The organism is Methanosarcina horonobensis HB-1 = JCM 15518, from assembly GCF_000970285.1.
GTDB classification, from domain to species: Archaea; Halobacteriota; Methanosarcinia; order Methanosarcinales; family Methanosarcinaceae; genus Methanosarcina; species Methanosarcina horonobensis.
Genome location: NZ_CP009516.1, coordinates 4,650,776 through 4,669,655 on the forward strand (window position 1 = coordinate 4,650,776; position 18,880 = coordinate 4,669,655).

Below are 18,880 nucleotides of genomic sequence, written 5' to 3' on the forward strand. Positions count from 1 at the left end.
TAAACTTTACTTACCAGTGCAGAGTAAAATATCATTTAAATGGGAGTTTTTGAAGGATATTCAAGAACGATAGACTCAAAAATCATTGACTGTCCACCTCAGAGTAGAAAACTAATTGAACAATTTGAGCTCAAGTTTAGTTTACTTATATAAAAACCTCAGATTTTAGGTAATGATCATTAGCTAACAGGATAACAAAAAGTAAAAAAGTACAAATTAAGGAAAAAATAATTAAAAAGGGAGAGAACAAAAGAAAGGAAATGAGAAGAAAAGAGCGTAAAATAAAAGCTCTCTTCTTCAAGACAGAGATTACATTTTCTTTCTACGGAATCCGAGGTAAATTCCTCCCACTGCTGCAACCACGAAGAGAATTCCGACTATGTCAGAACCGGAGAAAGAAAGACCTCCATTTTCTACTTCTTCGACGGATTCCTTCTGCATCTCGTAGCCTTCCACATAATCGGATTCAAATGACTTCTGGATGTCAGGAGCAGGCTCTGAAGAATCCAAACCATACCCCAGATCTGAATCCTGAGAAGTCCGGTTGCTGGCTGAGTCTCCGGAAGGTGCTTTAGAGGTCTGGTTGCTGGCTGTACTGTCTTTTGATACCACAGTAGCTTTTCCAGTATCGTGATCACTGTGACTGTTGCTGCTACTTCCCGGAGTCTCTTCCGTAGTTTCCTGATTTTCGACCTGAGTTGCTGCTTTTATCCGCTCGGAATAACCAGGAACAGATACCATTCCGCTTACGAATTCATGGAGAAGTGGGTTTCCGCAGGTATGGTGGCAGCAAGCGGCTCCATTTTCAGCTACGGACTCTTCATATGCGGTTGCAAGGCTCTCGAGAACATCTTCCGAGGGTGTCCAGTAATCATGCCTGACAGCTTCAAGCATCCTTGCGGAGATTGACTGGTAAGCATCAGGATTATTCTGCTGGAACCACTCTTTCATAGAAGCATCATTAATATAGGTCTCGTACACCTGCTGCCAGACAGTATCGTCCACAAGGTCCGGGTCGCTGACTTCCCATCCAAAAAGATTGTCCACAAACTCTGACATCATGCTGCCGCCCGAATATCCGGAATTCTGCATCCCTTCGATCCATTTTTCATTGAAATATCTGGCCCGCAGGTCCTTACTGAGATACTCCTGCATTCCAACCATCTGAGCTCCGTCCAGATCACTTGTATCCGAAATATACATTTCCGGAGTGCTGCCGCTAAGATACCTCGTTGCAAGATTCATGCCTCCGAAGTACTGGAAAAGGTCATCGTTATCAAGGGAGTCGTAAAGGTTTGAAGAGGACGAATGTACCGACGCGTCAACAGTTTTCAGGTTGCCTTCGAGAAGTTCCCTGGACTGTATGCCCCAGAAATCCTCTCCGTAAGCGTATCCCATTTTGCTCAGGTATACATTTGCAATAGCTTCTTCGTCTTCCCATGTCCCGCTTGCACTGACTGCATCTGAGACCCCGATATCATACGTGCCGTCCATTACCGCAAAGCAGCGCATTGTGGAGAGTTTTGCTGCAGTCTCACTGTCATATCCTGCTTCAACAAGGGTATCGTACAGTGTAAGAGAGCTCTGGTTAACGTAGTTGGGGTAATTTACGGAAGGAAGAGAACTTGCAAGTTTTACAGCGCTGTCCACCATTTTGATCTTATCAGGGAAAGCATCCCTCATTCCTGCGGTAGTATAGACAATATCGATACGCGGCCTCCCTGGTTTTGACGTATCATAATTCGGCAGCAGTTCTTCTTCAGGGATAGCTTCAACTCCGGTCACATAACCGTACTGATCCCAGACAGGCTGTACCCCGAGCATGTAAAGCACTTCAGCTTCCAGAGTTCCGTGATCGGCAATAAACTCCACCCCGAACCTTGAGAATGAAACCTTTTCAGGATATTCACCGTACTTATCATGATAGTCCTCAAGCAACTGGATTGCAAGGGATTTCCCGATCTCCCATGTTGCCTTTGAAGGATAGAGTTTCGAATTTACACTGTAATAGTTGCGTCCTGTCGGCACAGCATCCGGATTCATAATCGGGTCCAGCCCCGAAGCCGGCGGGATGAAGCCTCCGTTCAGAGCCGAAAGAATTCTGTCAATCTCCGCATCGCAGTCAAGAAGCCGGTCTCTGTACTCCAGTCCAAGTTCGAGGTCAAGTGTAACAGAACTGTTGGTTTCCCCGTAGACTGCAAGCTGTGCAGTGGAAACATTTGTATTATTGGTTACAACCTCCCAGACAAGTTGGGTAACTTTCGTATCATTTAGCGGAATTCCGAGAGGGTAAGCAGATTCAGGATAGAAAGCAGCAGTAACATTATCCTCAAAGGTTCCCCCAAGCATAGCCCTTACCATTGCAGAAAGCTCATCTTTCTCAGGGTCTGTCATGTTCATTCCGGGAACACGGCTGAGAATGTGCATCCCGTATGGGATATTTTCATTCCCTACGTCTTCCAGATACTCATGAAGAACATCTTTTACGAAACTCTCAAATTCTTCTTCACTGTAATTCCGGAGAGCAGTTACATTCTCTATTCCCAGATCGACACTGAGATTGAGTGCTATTATCTCGTCGATTATGGCTTGCTGGTATCCTGCCCTGGTCTGGGTAGTGATACTGGGGTCGTAGTACTGCTGGACATAAATTGAGAGGTTCAGCAAGCCTCCGTAAAGCCCGCTTCGTTCAAGAGTAGGAGTCAGGTGGTCGATAATAAGGGCATTACCCCTGTACTCCGCAGTTATTCCTTCTCCCACGTTAGCAACTATGTAAGGATAGATGTTTGGCAGGTCCTGCAGCAGCAGGGGAGACCAGTCAGAAGTCCTGTTCATACCGTAAGTAGAGCCCGGAAGCCATTCATGTGTGCCGTGTGTCCCCAGGTGGATGACTGCATCGGGCTGCCAGTCATGGTTAAGCCAGAGGTAGAAAGCTATGTACTGGTGTGTTGGGGGTACAACATTGCTGTGGTAAAGGGTGTCATTGTTCTGCCCTGTTCCTCTGGCAGGCTGGGGCATGAGCCAGACATCTCCGAAACGCACTGCAGGGATTACAATGTACTTTCCGGTTTCATTCTCATAGATCATAACAGTCTTATCCTGAGGCAGATCTTCAGACCAGGGTTCTCCCCATTCAGCCGTTACATTGGCTCTCAGGTCTTCCGGAATTTCAGACTCAAACCACTCTCTGTAAGTCTCCATTGGTATGAGGTGAAGTCCCCATTCAGTTCTGTTTTCTACCATTTCATGCAGAACACCCGGAGCCCAGGAACCTACATTGATACCCTGAGCCTGGAGCATCTCCAGAAGAGCACTGTCATTTTCCGGAATTCCGGAGACTTCATATCCACTTTCGTTCATCGCATTGAGAAGGTCAAGCATGCTCTGAGTTACGTTGAGGTAATTTGCCACTATGTTGTCTTTTCCCGAAGGGTAGTTGTAATAAATGACAGCTACTTTCTTGTCCTGGTTATCCTTTAATTTCAGCTCTGCCCAGTTAATTGACCTGTTTGACATCCAGTCAATCTGAACTGGAAGAGGTTCATAGTTGCTTTCACCGGTTTCGGAATCGTAATTATCAACTCCTATTACAATGTACTCGAAAATTCCGTCAATACTCGGGAGCAGGGTCTTGTATACGACTTCGCTACTGGGGATACCCCTGTTGCCGTCAGCTATGTCAGTAGAATTAGCAGGATTATTGACAACCAGTCCCGTGAGGACAGGAACGTCAAGGTCTGTAAGTTCCTGTATACCTTTATCAGGATCACCGTAATTCAAACGGAAACTTTTAAGAGAAATTACGCACTGGACAAGAGGTTCTCCGTTTTCGTCAAAGTAAAATTTGTGGATATCATTGAAAGTATCAAAGCCTGCAATTACATTGCAGCCCTTTCCTTCCAGATCGCGGATAAGGGCATCTATGACTTCAAGATTGTCCCCTGTATAATCCGAGGCATGGAACCATATCCCGATAGTGGGTTTACTTTTATCGTAAATATGTCGTGGTTCAGTTGCGTTGGAGTACCATTCAAGGTAGTCAGTGGTATTTTCAAACCAGTCAGGCTGAGATTCGTTGGTAGGAGAGCGGGCATCAGGATGGTAAAGTCCGCCTTCGGGGAACTCTATGGGCTCCTCGTAAACCCAGCTGTCCGTAAGCTCGGGTTTATCTCCGTAAGTTTTTGCGAGATAGATAAGGAAATTTTCAGTATTCTTCTTCAGGACTCCTCTTGTACCCATATTGTAGAAAAATTTCTCTTCAGTGGAATTATAAGGCTTGGTCCCGGTAAAGATCTGATCATAAACTGAAGTGTTGATGTATGTCGGATCCATTGCAGATGTAATGTCTATGAGTACAGTCCCATTTTCATGTGCACTCTCAAGGTCGTCTCCGATATCTTCGAACTGCGACCAGAGCATGTAGGAAAATATTACATCCTGGTTTTCAAAGGTGACATTGGTAAAGTCCGCATACCCCGAAATATATGTTACATTTATACTCGCATTGTACGGATTGGACTCCTCTGCCGCAGCAAGGGCGCTTCCGTCATAACAGATAAAAGTAAGGTTTACCTGATTTTCATCAGCCGATACGTTTTGTGCAAGCAGTAAAAAGACCACCGCACATAGAACCAGTAATCTACTTCGTGCCGTATGCATATTATCCCCAGCAATTTACCGTGAACATGGGGCATCCCGGGAGGAAGAAATTATCAGGATGCCCGGCCCACCAGAGGCTTTTAATTTAAATATTTGATAATTTTAGGAACTTCCATAAAACAGCCGCCAAATTTTAGGATTGAAAGTGGAAGCTCTCGATTCGAACTCTTCATTCAAACTCAAAACTTCCTCAAAAAAATGAGCAGCCGATTTTGTTTTAATAGATTCAACTTTCGAAGCATTGGATGAAAAAGATATAAAAGACGGTTTTTGGCTTACAATTGTTAGCTATTTGGGTAAAAAGGGAAATTTTAGAACAATTTTACTAAAAATAGGACGAAAAATTAATAGGAAGCAGATGCACTTGTTGAAGTGGATGTATCATTTCCCTCAGAACCTTCGGGCACGTAAATCACTCTGCCGTCAGCCAGCTTATAAGCCGTACCCAGAGCTTCTCCTGTACCTCCTCCGATATTGTCGGTCATGTTCAGGACCTCTATTGGCTTCCCCTGGTCCTTGATGATTATCTTCATATCCTCGGCTCCGGGATTCTTTACAATTGTAATATCCTCGTTCGAGCTCAAAAGTTCGGGGAGATGGTATGACATCACAAGGGCTACAAGTAGCGCCACGGAAAAGACCATTGCAACGTCAAAAAGATTGGCAACCCCGGTCATGGGGTTTTGCTCATCAGGGTCATTTAAAAGCCCGGTTCGCCTGTACCTTCTGGATTTTCGCATAGTATTCCTCCTTTAAAAAATCTATCAATTCCCGGTCTTCTCCTCGACAATATCCAGAATGTAATCGATATCTGACATGTCTTCCCAGTACCAGCGCCTCCTGACCTGGGTAAGCACATAGGCTATTCCGGCAGAAAAGAGCCCTACAACGGTAGTCGCAAAGGCAATCATCAGGTTCTGTGCCAGGGTTTCGAGGTCTCCCTGCGAAAGCCCTATAAGGGCAGGCCCGAGAGGGATCAGGGTTCCCATAAGCCCGAGCATGGGAGCAACAGTAGAGATTATTTTCGTGTGCTCGAGGCGCTTTGCCATCCTTATCTCATATTCCTCGGAAAGCTTACCGATTGCAGGGAAATTCTGCTCTTCAAGGTATTGTGCAGACTCTTTTGCAAAGGTCGTGACCATGTAATTTTGTTTTATATTCAGAAGAGCCTTCGACGCTTCCGAAAAACCCGAGCTATTAAGACTTTGCCTGATTTTTTTGCAACTAACTTCCAGGCTGTTCCGATCCCTGGTCCTTTTTGAATATTCGGAAAGGAATTCTCCTAACTGAATAAGTGAAACAAAGACCAGGAGAGTCAAAAATATCATTACCGGATATAGTAAAGCCGATGAAAATACGTATATAGTCCGGAATAACAGATCCATATTGCTCATTGGTTAGACCTCACACGGTCAAGGAAAAAACCTGCAAGAATTATTATCCCGAAAGCCAGAAGGGGAAAAAAGCTTGATTCTCCGGTTTGCATAGGAGCCATGTTCATCTGTTTTGATTTCATGTAGGCAGGGATTAAAAGAGCCCCCAGAAGATAATAAATTCCGATAAGCATCATGGCGCTTCCCATAGTTTCGGGAGTTTTTCCACACCTGGTCTTCCCAAACCTGAAAAGAAAAGAAGAAGCTACAACTGCAGTAAAAAAAGCAACTCCTACAAGGAACCCTATTTTTATTCCGGAAAAGTTGAGACTTTCTGAAAGAAGCATGCAGGATACCGCAAGAGCTCCAAGGCAGACAGGGCAGGGCATGGATATTGCCAGGAAAGTGTGTCTGGAAACATCTTTCCCTGAATTCCACTTTTTCTGTGTGTAAATGCCGGCCCATATAAGGAGAAGAGAAACCAGAACGTGGATTCCCATGCCCATTGCAGAAAGGCGTTCAAAGGCATCCAGACTCATGTGGTCAGCAACACTTCCGAATAAAAGGGCAAGAAAAAAGTAACTGCCACCAATTGTGAGAATTTCTCGTGTAGTGATATTTGAAAATCCGCAACCTAATCCAGTTTTAATCCCGAATATAAGAATGCCTATCAAAATACCGATAACAGTCAATGTCGAAGAGTCCATAAGTACCTTCTGAGCATCTATAGTAGGATTAGATAAAAACTGGTTTTTGGGTAACATTTGTTAGTATTTTGGATAATAAGTTTAATTGATAACGTTTTTTGGAAAATAAAAGTCAAATTCCTGATTTTCATCAACAGGCGTTCCAAAGAAATAATCATAAAAGTGAAGAAACCAGCATGAAAGTATACTAATATACAGCTAATTTTAAAAAAGTAATCAGGGAAGTTGAATAGCAAATGAATGTCAAAATTTAACAAAAATTATGCAATAATTCACTCTGTTAACTATCGAATAATTTTGAATAAAAGAAAGTATAGACGGAGAATTAAAGTAAATTTGTTATACAAATAAATAAAAAAAGCAATTCGAAGGTAATATAACATGATTTACTTGTTTTAGATTGGGCAATAATTATAAGTAGTGGAGGTAAAATAGAGAGCTATCATGGTAGTAAGTATTAGAGGGATTAAGGAATGAATGGTGGCGGAGAAAACCTCTTCAAAGCAATCTCAAGCGATACACGCCTTTCGATTCTTGAAAGCCTGAGTGAAGGCGAAAAACATATTTCAGGACTTGCAAGAGAAATAGGAATCTCCGTGCCCGTTGCTGCAAAACATGTGAAAGTCCTGGAAAAAGCCGAACTTATAGAAAGGAAAAAGTTCGGAAATACTCATATGATAGGCATAAAGCTGAATAATGTCTATTCTTTTCTGGACCGCTTTGCAGAAAACAGGAAGCTTGAGGTAGAAGAGGGGACGACTTTGCTTGAAGCCCTGAAAAGCGTAGCTGCTGTTGAAGTAAGGAAAATGGGAGACAGGATAAAAGTCGTCTCTACGGACGGAGAAGAGGGCTTTTATGTTTATGAAGTGGACGGCAAGTTCTCGGATAAGACTGTAGACGAGTATGAGTTTTACGAAGATTCGATCGTTGAGTGGAAGAAGTTAATTCCAGTTACGAAAAAGAGGTTGTTTGTAAATATAAGAAGGTAAAGTAACCCTACAAAAACAGCTTTACAAAAAATAATTCTTTGAAAATACTTCTGTAGCAGTTTCTGCAGTAACTCTGTTAAAGTAGTTATACTACCATTGAAAAAGTTCTGATTAAATAGATTTTCGGAAAGTTCAGCCTTCTGTAAGAACAGGATTCATTCCTTTAACTTTGCCAGAACCCCAAGATGGTCTTCATGATAGGGCATTAGGTCTCTTGCAGTCAAAATTTCGAATCCGGGTTCGAAAGCCTGTTCAAGTTTTTTTACTTCTTCTTTGAAGATCTCTTTCGGGCTTGCCGCAGTGTCAATGCTGCGAGCTTTAATAGAAAGGAGGAGATATCCTTCTTTTTTCAAAAAGCGGGCCGCATTTCGAGCGGCTATTTCTGCCTGGTTAGGCTGGGCAACGTCCTGAAAGATCAGGTCTACAGGTTCAACAATATGGGCGTAACTGTCGGGCTTCCCTGCGTCAGCGAGAATAGGGAAAATGTTTTTTCGCCTGGAGGCGAGACCTATGAAGTCGCGCATGCTCCTTGGAGCAAACTCAACGGAATATACCGCCCCTTCGGATATGATATCAGAGACGTGGCTAACCGTTGTGCCTGAAGCAGCCCCCAGGTAGAGAACCTTTGAATCCTTTCTCAGAGGGATATCGAATTTTTTGAGGACCATGGCTCCAAGCTTGCTCCTGCGCGGGTCCCATGTCCTGTATTCGGCTCCTTCAACAGAAATCAGTTTTTCTCCGTAAACGACTTTTCCGGGGTCAAGGTTAAGGGTGGAAAGTTGCTTTTTATCTTTTGTAACTTCGAAAATCCCTTCGGAAAGCGACCTTATTTCGAGCATTTACTTCCTCCTTTTCTTTTTTGGTTTTACCCTGACTTCCTGCCGCTTTTGAGGAGGCCTGGGGTTTGCTTCCCTGATCTTCCGGATCTTTTCTTCCAGTTCACCTGTAAGAGAAGGATCTTTTTTTGCAGAATAAAAATCAATTCTTGCGGCAAGAGAAAGTTTCGCTGCAAGGGCTCTTGCTACTTTTCCTCTCACCCACCAGGGCGAGGTGTTGATAAGGGGATGGCTGTAGATTATACCATGCTTCGGGGACGGAGCCCGGGATCGAAGGTGTTTGAAGAGGGCTTTGTTTGCCCCTATTACCTGAATGGTACTTGAAGGAAAAGCAGCAAGTTTTTCAAGGCTGCCTGCAACGCTTATGAGCCTTGCCCCGAGCATGGGTCCTGCCAGCATGGTCAGGTTGGGAGCAAGAGATGCCATGCTATCCTCAATGTAAGCCTCGATCTGTTTCCGCCGGTCATAGAGACTGCACACACTCTCTGCAAAACCTTTTAGAAGGGATTCGTCTGCGGTTTCAAGTTTTGCACCCATAGAATCTCTGGCTTTTAAATAAAGAGGATCATCAGGAGGAATATTCTCGCGAGAGCCGTACTTTGCGACAAAATATGCCAGGGATTCCCCGTTGAGCCCGCTTTCAGGGAAATAGCCTCCGTACCATTCAAAAAGCCTTTCAGAAAGAGAGTTGGTAGTTTCGTTAATGTCGTCCAGAGCTTCTACTGCCTGAACTATACGCTGGTCAGGGGTGAGAGCCTCTGAGACCTGGAGTTTTACGGTTTCCAGAGTTACTTTGTGTAAAAGGGAATAGTATTCTGAAAGAGAATCTACAAAACCATAATCGATAGCTACAGCTGCCAGGTCAAACCCTTCGGGAGGGAGATTTTGCCTGCTGTCCCTCAGAGAAAGTGAACGGAGGGCAAGCTCTCTTACATTCTTTGGATAAATCTCGGAGGCAAGCAGTTTTCCATCATTGCCCAGCTCGATAACTCCAAACCAGGTATTGATTTTCAATCGGAGCCTCCAAAGATATCCGCGCCCCGGTTTCTTCCCTTTGTAAGCAGTACTTCTCCGCCAAGAGACTCGTCAAGCATATGCTGGACTTCTTTCTGAAGCTTTCTGGCTTCTTCCTGACTCTCAACAATTCCATAAACGACAGGCCCGAAAGAGCTGACTCCCGAGCCGCTAGCTCCGTTGTCCTGCATGTATTTCATGATATCAATTACAGGTTCAGGCTGAAGTTCGACTTCCCTCTTTTTAAAGCCGGCAGTCTGGAAGTGGTTGACTGCCCTGCCAAAACTGTCAATATCCTCTTCAATAAGCGCAGGAAGCATCTGCATAAGGATTACATGAGAGATCTCCTGAACTTCTGCGAGAGGGATAGGGCAGACCTTTTTGAAAATATCCACTTCTTCTACATCATGAACTCCCTTGGAATTGGGGATTGCAAGAACAATATTCCAGTCAGGAAACTCTCTTCTGAAAAGTACGGGTCCCGGAGGCATTCGACTGGCTGCGGAAGGAGAAAATGCACCTTTATCCCTGAACATGTGCCCTCCATCCAGGATGAAACCGCCATTTTCAAAAGCAGCAACTCCTATTCCGGAAGTCCCTCCTCTACCTACGGCAACTGCGAGCTCCCTGACACTTTTGCCAAGTCCGTAAATCTCATTTACGGCTGCGGCTACCGAAAGTGCAGCCTGAGTTCCGGAGCCAAGCCCCACATGGTCAGGAAGATCCCTTTTGATATGGATTCTGATCCCTTTTCCTGCCGGAAGCACAGCTTTTGCTGCTTTTTGCATCCTGCCTGCAAGAAGAGAAGCGCCTACAACCTCAACAATATCCGCTTCAGTTGCCGAAATTTCCAGGCTGGGTGACTCGAGAGTGATTCCTACCCCTCCGTCGACCCTGCCTATCTCTGCATTGAGATCAATAAGGGTAAGATGCAGTCTGGACGGAGACACCACATTAATCATATTCATCTGTATCCTCATTGCTTATTCATAAAGCTTAGGAGTTTATCTTCGAACTACCCCGAAGTTTTTCCTTAACAATCGAATAAGTAAAAGATAAAGTTTTCCCGTTAAATATAAATTTAATGAATGGGAAAATCAGCGAATATATTTTTATACGGATCTCCGCATTCCCCCGGAAATCCAGCAGTGACTCCATAAAAACAGGACAGACAGCAAAACTGCAGCTCCGGCAACGGCTGTAAACCGTTCCAAGAAGAGCATGTATAAGCCCGCAAAGCATCCCCGTATCCGCAGGATCCGGAAGCCCGAAGGTAAGGTCAGCTTTCAGGTTTTTGATTTTTATTGCATTAAGCATATCGGAAATAAGACGGAACAGAGGTTTTCGAAGGGCTTTGTAAGCTTCCAGACCCCAGTGGAGTTTTTCCATGGTAGTCATTCCCTTCTTTGTCTCCACTTCACCTTCAGTACTAACTCTTTTTTTACCTCTTAACCGATCAAGTATCCCTCTTTTCTCTTCAGTTTTTTCTTTAATCTCAATTTTCTCTTTACCTGCAATAATTACTGGCTCTTCTTCAGGCTTCTTTTCCTCATGTATCCTGTCTTCTTTCACTTTCATCTCACGTTCTGCTTTTAGAAGGGCTTCATCTCTGCTTTCAGTCTGTTCAGAACCTTTTTTGTCCTGAGGACTTCGTGTCTCCGCTGTTATGCCAGTTTCTTTTTCCACTGCTCCTTTTCCCTCTTTACCCGGCGCTTCAAGAAGACATTTTTTTTCTTTTGGCTCTCCAAATAAAAACGTATGGGAAAAAAACAGCCATTTTACAGTAAATGTGCCTCCCAGTTCTTTCTTTTCTTCAACACTGAGAACCTTAAGCTTGAAAGTGAAAACTATCGCCGTAAAAAGTATGAATAGAATAAGCAGAAAAACCAGAAGGATGAGATATATAGCAATCATGCTAAACAAGTTGAGGGAAAAAAGATAGCCCTGACTATCCTGAAGCCCCTAACCTTTTAGTTCCGGTTTCTGGAGAATCCCTTAAATGGGTTTAACCAGAAGGAATTTACTGGAAGCAGCCCCCTTTCTCGACGTATGTTTCCGTTTGTTCTTTAACCTCAGTTTCGCGGATTTCCGGCCCTGTGCTCTCCTTTACTTCCAGTTTCTCTTCTTTTTTATGTTTACCTGTCGCGCCTTTGATTTTATCTATAATTTCAGGCATCATACCCTGAATTGAACTTAGAATTGACCCGGCATCACCTTTTTCAGAAACCCTGAAGATTCTGGCTTCTTCTTCGGAGATCATAATAAAAGCTACAGGCTCGATCTTTGCACCTGCACCTCCGCCTCCTCCGTACCCGGATTCGTTTTCCTTTTTGCCTTCTCCACCTCCGCCTCCAAAACCCATTGTAATTTTGGAAACGGGAATAATTGTTTTTCCTGCAGCTGTAATAGGTTCTCCAACAACAGTTTTTGTAGTTGCGATTCTTTCAAGTTCGCTTGCAATTTCTTTGATAGTTTCTTCTACACCCATCTTTTTTATCCCCCGGTGTTATGGTATAATTTGTTTATATGGATAATAAATGTTATCTATTTTCTATTATATTTTCAGTCCAGAGTTATTATAATATTTACTTAATTTATTTATTCAATTTTGTACTCATATTTTCAAACATAAGATCTCATATTCAGATAAATTATGAAATAATTCTCGAATACGACTTCGCATAAACAAGAACATTTGTTCTTGTAAATAGCTACCCAATTAATTAAAACTAATTGACTGCTTTGCCATAAGAACACTATTTCATTCTTGTGTAAAAAAATTCTATTTTTATTTCTATTAAAAAGTATTAATCTAAATCACTATATTTATATTTGTTTACATGTGTTCCGATTTATTAAAATATTTGAATATAAGGAGTTAGATTTTGAATTAATATATTTATTTATTAAATATTTATAATTACAATTTGTACACTTTGGCGCCTTGAGGAAACTTAAGGTAACTGCTGAAAACAATTCATCCATACAGAGATTTTACCCCCAATTTCTTGAATGGACGGAGGAATTAGAATTCAGAATAAATTAATCATTTTATTAGGATTTTTTCTTGTTTTAGCGTTGATTTCAAGTGTTGGAGCGGCGGCTGAGATTATTGTCCAGCCAGGAAACTCAGTACAGGCTGTTGTGGACAATGCAAGTTCAGGTGATGTAATTACCATAAAAGCCGGAACATATACGGAAAATGTCAAAATAACCAAAGGTAATCTTACGATAAGATCTGAGTCCGGAAACCCTGATGATACAATAATTAAAGCTAGAAACTCAACAGACAACGCGCTCTTCGTGCAGGCTGATAATGTAAAAATTAGCGGTATTAAAGCTGCTGCAGCAACCGCGGAAAGTGCCTCAGGAATCTGTCTTTCCGGATGTAATAACTGTGTAATTGAAAAAAACAAGCTCACAGCTAACGGGCGTGGAATTTATATCGTGAGCTCCAGAGGGTGCACGATCTCGGGAAACACAATTGTCAACAATGGTTATTATGGAATTGTGCTTGGGAGTTCCAGCGGCAATACCATTTCCGGAAATATGGCTACTAGTGACGGGCGTGGTATCTATATGGGCAACTCTGACGACAATATCGTTTCAGGCAATACTGTCACTTTGAACAGCGTTTTAGGGTTCTATAGTTGTAGCTTGTGTGACCGAAACCAGATTTATAATAACTACTTCAATAACACCGAGATATCCGTTAAAAGCGGGTCAGGAAATTCCTATAATACTACAAAAACCCCAGGTACAAACATCATTGGCGGCTCTTATATAGGTGGAAACTACTGGGGGAAACCTGATGGTACGGGCTTTTCAGATACGGCAGTGGATAAGGATGGAGATGGAATTTCAGATTCCGCGTACACTCTGCCGGACAGTTCATACACAGATTACCTGCCTCTTGTATATCCGTCTAACTCGCCTGAACCCGTACTCCCTGTTGCGGACTTCAGCAACGACGTTACTTCAGGGAATGCACCACTAACGGTTACATTTACTGACAAAAGTACGGAAGCTCCCACTGAATGGAACTGGGACTTCGGAGATGGAAATGATTCAACAGATAGGAATCCTATACACACATACACCTCAGCAGGAACTTATACTGTAAAGCTTACAGTAAGCAATGAAAACGGAACAGCTTCGAAAGACGGTACAATAACTGTTCTCCAGACATCTGAACCGGTAGTCCCTGCTGCTGATTTTAGCAGCAATGTTACCTCAGGAAATGCACCACTGGATGTAAGTTTTACTGACATAAGTACAGGTTCTCCAGCAGCCTGGAACTGGGATTTCGGAGACGGAACCAGTTCGGCAGATCAAAACCCTGTACATACTTACTCATCGGAAGGAACCTACACGGTAATGCTTACAGTAAGCAATGCAAACGGGACATCTTCAAAGACTCTAGAAATAAATGTGACGGGGGTAGAAATGGATATGGGCCTTCCTGTTGTAGACTTTGGCACTAACGCCACTCAGGGCTCTGCCCCTCTTGCTGTCCAGTTTACCGACCTTTCGCAGAATGTAGTTTCCTGGAGCTGGGACTTTGACAATAACGGACAGTCTGACTCTTCCGACCAGAATCCTGTTTATGTATATGAAATTCCAGGAGACTATACTGTTAACCTGACAGTCAGCAATGCAAATGGTACGGCTTCAAAAACTACTACAATAACTGTGCGGGAGGCAGAGACGGATACAGGCCTTCCGGTTGCGGATTTCAGCGCGAACGTTACGAGCGGCTACGCTCCACTCTCAGTCCTGTTTACAGATCAATCGCAAAAAGCAACTGAAATAAGCTGGGATTTTAACAATGATGGACTGGCTGACGTGAACTCCAGTACCGTAATTTATGTATACACATCTCCAGGAACCTATAGTGTAAATCTGATCGCAACCAATGATAATGGGACAGTTTCAAAAACCGCTACAATAACTGTAGATAAGGAGAGTAGTGGAGGAAGCAGCCATAGCAGTGGAAGCAGCAGTGGTGGCGGTGGTGGAGGATCCCCTGAACCTGCAAGAAATGTTCAAACAAAAGAAATTTCACAGACTTTCATAACAAACGGCAAGGCTGTAAAGTTTGACTTCACAAAAAACGCCACCTGTGTTGTTTACGTGGGCTTTGATGCAAAAAAGACAGCAGGCAAAGTCACAACAATTGCCGAAGAATTAAAAAACAAATCCGTACTTGTTTCCAAACTGCCTGAAGGAGAAGTATATAAATCATTTAACGTGTGGGTCGGAAACAGCGGGTTTGTAAGCTCAGAGAATATAGAAAACTCGGTACTCTGTTTCAAGGTTGAAAAGGCCTGGGTTCAGGATAAAAAGATAGATCAGGATTCTATCGCTCTCAACAGGTATGGCGATAAAAAATGGGAGCAGTTACAGGTTAACCTTTCAGGAGAAGACAAAAAATACCTGTACTTCACAGCCGATGTCCCGGGATTTTCCTCGTTTGCAATAACAGGAAAAGCGAAAAACCTCTCTGAAGAAGATACAACAGAGACGGACCCTGAACAGGAAGTTCGCTCCATCAATGGAGAGTTTGCGAAAAATATGGAGCAGGAAGTTGAACAGAACTCTGACAGGGAAGAAGGCACGAGTGCGCCTGGATTTGAAATAGTCTATGGAATAGCCGGCATGCTTGCGGTTTTCCTGTATAAAAGAGAGTAAAAAGGCTGAAGGACATAAAAAGGAGATCAAATAAGGTTCAAGCGTGAAACATTGATATCGAAGGTAATATCGGTATAGAAAGTAACTGACGAGGGGAAGCTCATCCCCTCTGTTTTATTTTTCCACACACTCTGTTTTTCTATGTACTTTTCTTTTCTACCACTTTATTTTTCTGAATACTCAGATTTCTCAATTTCTCTCCTTTGATTATTGAAAAAAGAGATTTGAGAATAACAAAGATAATTATGTAATCGAGTTAAAAAGTTAATTCGCGCCTTACAAACAAATTATTATTTTACCGATCTGTACACGTTTTTTAAGTTTTATAAAAGTAATATTTTAAATCTGTGTACTTCTATTAGTTATACACATTCCAGCTCAATTGAAGTAATCGATTCAGGAGTTTTACTCTAAATACCGGCCAAATTCAGCGCAAATGCAGAGTCCTACATCTGTATGTTCATTGAACATGGAGTGTATTTTTCATGGTTTACTGATACTACAATTTTCGTCCCTGATACAGATTTCACCCCCAATTTCTTGAATGGACGGAGGTATTAAAAATTAGAAATAAACTGGTAATTTTATTAGGAGTTTTTCTCGTTTTATTATTAATTTCTGGAACAGGAGCAGCGGCTGAGATAATTGTCCAGCCAGGAAATTCTATACAAACTGCCGTAAACAATTCAAACTCAGGCGATACAATAATTATAAAACCCGGAACCTATACCGAAAATATCAAAATAACCAAAGGTAATCTTACGATCAGGTCCGAGTCCGGAAACCCTGATAATACGATAATTAAAGCTAAAAGCTCAACAGTTAACGTGCTTGCCGTGCAGGCAGATAATGTAAAAATTAGCGGCATTAAAGCTATTGGAGCAAGCGGGTCCAGCTACTCAGGGATTTACCTGTCAGGATGCAATAACTGCGTAATTGAGAATAACAAGCTTATGAGCAACGGGCGCGGGATTTATCTCGTGAGCTCAAAAGGATGTACTGTTTCTAAAAACACAATTACGGGTAATGGATATTATGGAATAGTACTCGGGAGCTGCTCCGGAAATACCATTTCCGGAAACACTGCTTCTGATGACGCCCGTGGCATCCATGTAGGCTCTTCTGACGATAACATCCTTTCGGGTAATATGGTTACCTCGAACAGTGCCTACGGCATATACGTATGCGGACTCAGTGACAGGAACCTCGTCTATAACAATTACTTCAATAATACCGATGTAACTATAAAAAGCGGGATAGGAAATTCCTACAATATTACAAAAACTGCAGGCAAAAACATTGTCAGTGGAACCTATATTGGTGGGAACTACTGGGGAAAACCTGATGGCACGGGCTTTTCAGATACAGCAGTAGATAGGGATGGGGACGGAATTTCAGATTCCGCATACACCAGTATAACGAGCAGTATATACTCGGATTATCTGCCCCTCGTAAACCCTTCCAACCCCGCAGCCCCTGATGCGGATTTCAGCAGCAATGTTACCTCAGGAAACCTGCCCCTGAATGTCTTATTTACCGATGCAAGCACAGGAACGGCCACCGCATGGAACTGGAGTTTTGGGGACGGGACATATTCAACTCTGAAAAATCCGGTGCATACATATTCAGCAGCAGGAAATTATACGGTTAAGCTGACAGCAAGCAATGCGGCCGGAAACGATACAAAAATAAAAGAGAATTATATCAAGGTGACTACCCCTCAAACTCCGGCTGTAAACTTCTGGGGCTCTCCGGTCTCAGGAAATGCACCGCTGAATGTAACCTTTAAAGACAATACTACTGGCTCACCCACAGCATGGAACTGGAGTTTCGGAGACGGAACATACTCAACAGATCAGAACCCAAAGCACACATATTCAGCAGCAGGAAACTACACGGTTAAGCTAACAGCAACCAATGCCGCAGGCAGCAATACTGTGACAAAATCGAATTACATAAAAGTGACTGGAAGTTCTTTGCAAACTCCGATTGCAAGTTTCAGCAGCAATATCACTTCAGGAAGTGCACCATTAAACGTCCTGTTTACCGATACGAGTACAGGAACTCCCATTGCATGGAACTGGAACTTTGGAGACGGAACTAATTCAGCAGTCCAGAATCCTGTACATGCTTACTCCACAGCAGGAAATTACACAGTAGTACTTACGGTAAGCAATGCTGCAGGCAATACTACGGTAACAAAATCAAATTACATAACAGTTACAGGAACAGTTGCACAAAAACCTGTCGCCGCATTTTCGGCATCTCCAACTTCAGGAAATGCACCCCTGAATGTGACCTTTACTGACAGCAGTACAGGTTCGCCAGTAGCATGGAACTGGAACTTTGGTGACGGAACCAGTTCAACTGAAAAAAATCCAGCGCATACTTATTCGACGGCAGGGAACTACACAGTAACACTTACAGTAACTAATGCTGCAGGCAGCAATACCGCAACAAAGTCCAGTTATATAAGTGTGGGGACAACTGCACAAAAACCGGTCATAAACTGCTGGGGTTCTCCGAGATCGGGAAATGCACCCCTAACTGTAACTTTTAAGGACGATTCATCCGGCTCTCCCACAGCATGGAACTGGAGTTTCGGAGACGGAACGACATCAACACTCCAGAATCCGAAGCACACATATTCAGCAGCAGGGAGTTACACGATAAAACTGACAGTAACCAATGCAGCGGGAAACACCACGGCAACAAAGAACAATTACATAACAGTCACAGGAACATCCGTGCAGATGCCGATTGCAGGATTTAGCAGCAACGTTACCTCCGGAAATTTGCCATTAAGTGTCAGTTTTACTGACACGAGTACAGGGACGCCAACGGCGTGGAACTGGAGTTTCGGAGACGGGACATACTCAACAGTCAAGAATCCTGTACACATATACTCCACAGCAGGAAGTTACACGGTAACGCTCACAGCAACTAATGCTGCAGGCAGTAACACGGCAACGAAATCAAATTACATAACAGTAGCAGGAACCTCTTCACAAAAGCCGGTTGCCTCGTTTTCGGCATCTCCAACCTCAGGAAACGCACCATTGGGCGTCAGTTTTACTGACAGCAGCACAGGTTCTCCAACAGCCTGGAGCTGGAACTTTGGTGATGGAACCAGTTCAACTCAGAAAAGTCCAACGCATACTTATTCGACAGCAGGAAACTACACCGTAACACTTACAGCAAGTAATACGGCAGGCAGCAATACGGTGACAAAAACAAATTATATAACAGTCACAGGAACAACAGCACAAAAACCAGTCATAAACTGCTGGGGCTCTCCCAGGTCAGGAACTGCACCCCTGACTGTTTACTTTAAGGACAGTTCCTCAGGCTCTCCCACATCCTGGAACTGGAGTTTCGGAGACGGAACGACATCAACACTCCAGAATCCGAAGCACACATATTCAGCAGCAGGGAGTTACACGATAAAACTGACAGTAACCAATGCAGCAGGAAGCACCACGGCAACAAAGAACAATTACATAGTGGTATCAAAGGCCTGAAAGCACCGTGAAAATCAGTTTAACGGAGAAAAGAGCAATAAAAGCGAAAATAAGAAAATAAAAAAGTAAGAAACAAAAAATAAGAAGAAA

General features: G+C 43.2%; 12 protein-coding genes. 3 read left to right on the forward strand and 9 right to left on the reverse strand.

The window, feature by feature from the left end:
• Positions 1 to 309 precede the first annotated feature (309 nt).
• The 4 genes from MSHOH_RS20215 to MSHOH_RS20230 all read right to left on the reverse strand — a co-directional run bounded on the left by MSHOH_RS20215 (position 310) and on the right by MSHOH_RS20230 (position 6,739).
• Entirely contained in the window at positions 310 to 4,659 is a 4,350-nt protein-coding gene (locus MSHOH_RS20215) for a cobaltochelatase subunit CobN (protein ID WP_048142396.1), read from the reverse strand.
• 344 nt (positions 4,660 to 5,003) lie between these two features.
• Positions 5,004 to 5,399: a DUF2149 domain-containing protein gene (locus MSHOH_RS20220; RefSeq protein WP_048142398.1), complete on the reverse strand. Its 396-nt coding sequence runs from the start codon at positions 5,397 to 5,399 to the stop codon at positions 5,004 to 5,006.
• A 24-nt stretch (positions 5,400 to 5,423) separates the two neighbouring features.
• Positions 5,424 to 6,053: a MotA/TolQ/ExbB proton channel family protein gene (locus MSHOH_RS20225; RefSeq protein ID WP_048142400.1), complete on the reverse strand. Its 630-nt coding sequence runs from the start codon at positions 6,051 to 6,053 to the stop codon at positions 5,424 to 5,426.
• Positions 6,050 to 6,739 carry a DUF2162 domain-containing protein gene (locus MSHOH_RS20230; protein ID WP_048142402.1) on the reverse strand — a complete coding sequence of 230 codons (690 nt, stop codon included), beginning with the start codon at positions 6,737 to 6,739 and terminating at the stop codon, positions 6,050 to 6,052. The genes MSHOH_RS20225 and MSHOH_RS20230 overlap by 4 nt, the downstream gene beginning before the upstream one ends.
• Positions 6,740 to 7,212: 473 nt before the next feature.
• Between MSHOH_RS20230 and MSHOH_RS20235 the strand changes: the two genes are divergently transcribed.
• A complete protein-coding gene (locus MSHOH_RS20235) occupies positions 7,213 to 7,728 on the forward strand; it encodes an ArsR family transcriptional regulator (protein ID WP_048142404.1) in 516 nt (171 codons plus the stop codon).
• 155 nt (positions 7,729 to 7,883) lie between these two features.
• Here the strand turns inward: MSHOH_RS20235 and MSHOH_RS20240 are convergent, their stop codons facing one another.
• The 5 genes from MSHOH_RS20240 to MSHOH_RS20260 form a co-directional block, all read right to left on the reverse strand.
• Complete coding sequence (locus MSHOH_RS20240) at positions 7,884 to 8,567, reverse strand: fibrillarin-like rRNA/tRNA 2'-O-methyltransferase (RefSeq protein ID WP_048142406.1); 684 nt, start codon at positions 8,565 to 8,567, stop codon at positions 7,884 to 7,886.
• Complete coding sequence (locus tag MSHOH_RS20245; protein ID WP_048142407.1) at positions 8,568 to 9,578, reverse strand: NOP5/NOP56 family protein; 1,011 nt, start codon at positions 9,576 to 9,578, stop codon at positions 8,568 to 8,570.
• Positions 9,575 to 10,540: a beta-ribofuranosylaminobenzene 5'-phosphate synthase gene (locus MSHOH_RS20250; protein WP_048143714.1), complete on the reverse strand. Its 966-nt coding sequence runs from the start codon at positions 10,538 to 10,540 to the stop codon at positions 9,575 to 9,577. The genes MSHOH_RS20245 and MSHOH_RS20250 overlap by 4 nt, the downstream gene beginning before the upstream one ends.
• 34 nt (positions 10,541 to 10,574) lie before the next feature.
• The gene (locus tag MSHOH_RS20255; protein ID WP_048142409.1) at positions 10,575 to 11,492 is read right to left on the reverse strand and encodes a DUF2953 domain-containing protein; all 918 of its coding nucleotides are present in this window, start codon (positions 11,490 to 11,492) and stop codon (positions 10,575 to 10,577) included.
• A gap of 106 nt (positions 11,493 to 11,598) precedes the next feature.
• Complete coding sequence (locus MSHOH_RS20260; RefSeq protein ID WP_048142412.1) at positions 11,599 to 12,066, reverse strand: GerW family sporulation protein; 468 nt, start codon at positions 12,064 to 12,066, stop codon at positions 11,599 to 11,601.
• Between the two features lie 560 nt (positions 12,067 to 12,626).
• Here MSHOH_RS20260 and MSHOH_RS20265 point away from each other — a divergent pair.
• Together MSHOH_RS20265 and MSHOH_RS25440 are read left to right on the forward strand one after the other, a co-directional pair.
• Complete coding sequence (locus MSHOH_RS20265; RefSeq protein WP_082089518.1) at positions 12,627 to 15,269, forward strand: PKD domain-containing protein; 2,643 nt, start codon at positions 12,627 to 12,629, stop codon at positions 15,267 to 15,269.
• A 581-nt stretch (positions 15,270 to 15,850) separates the two neighbouring features.
• Positions 15,851 to 18,790 (forward strand): PKD domain-containing protein, encoded by a 2,940-nt coding sequence (locus MSHOH_RS25440; RefSeq protein ID WP_394297775.1) that lies wholly within the window; start codon positions 15,851 to 15,853, stop codon positions 18,788 to 18,790.
• Positions 18,791 to 18,880 lie beyond the last annotated feature (90 nt).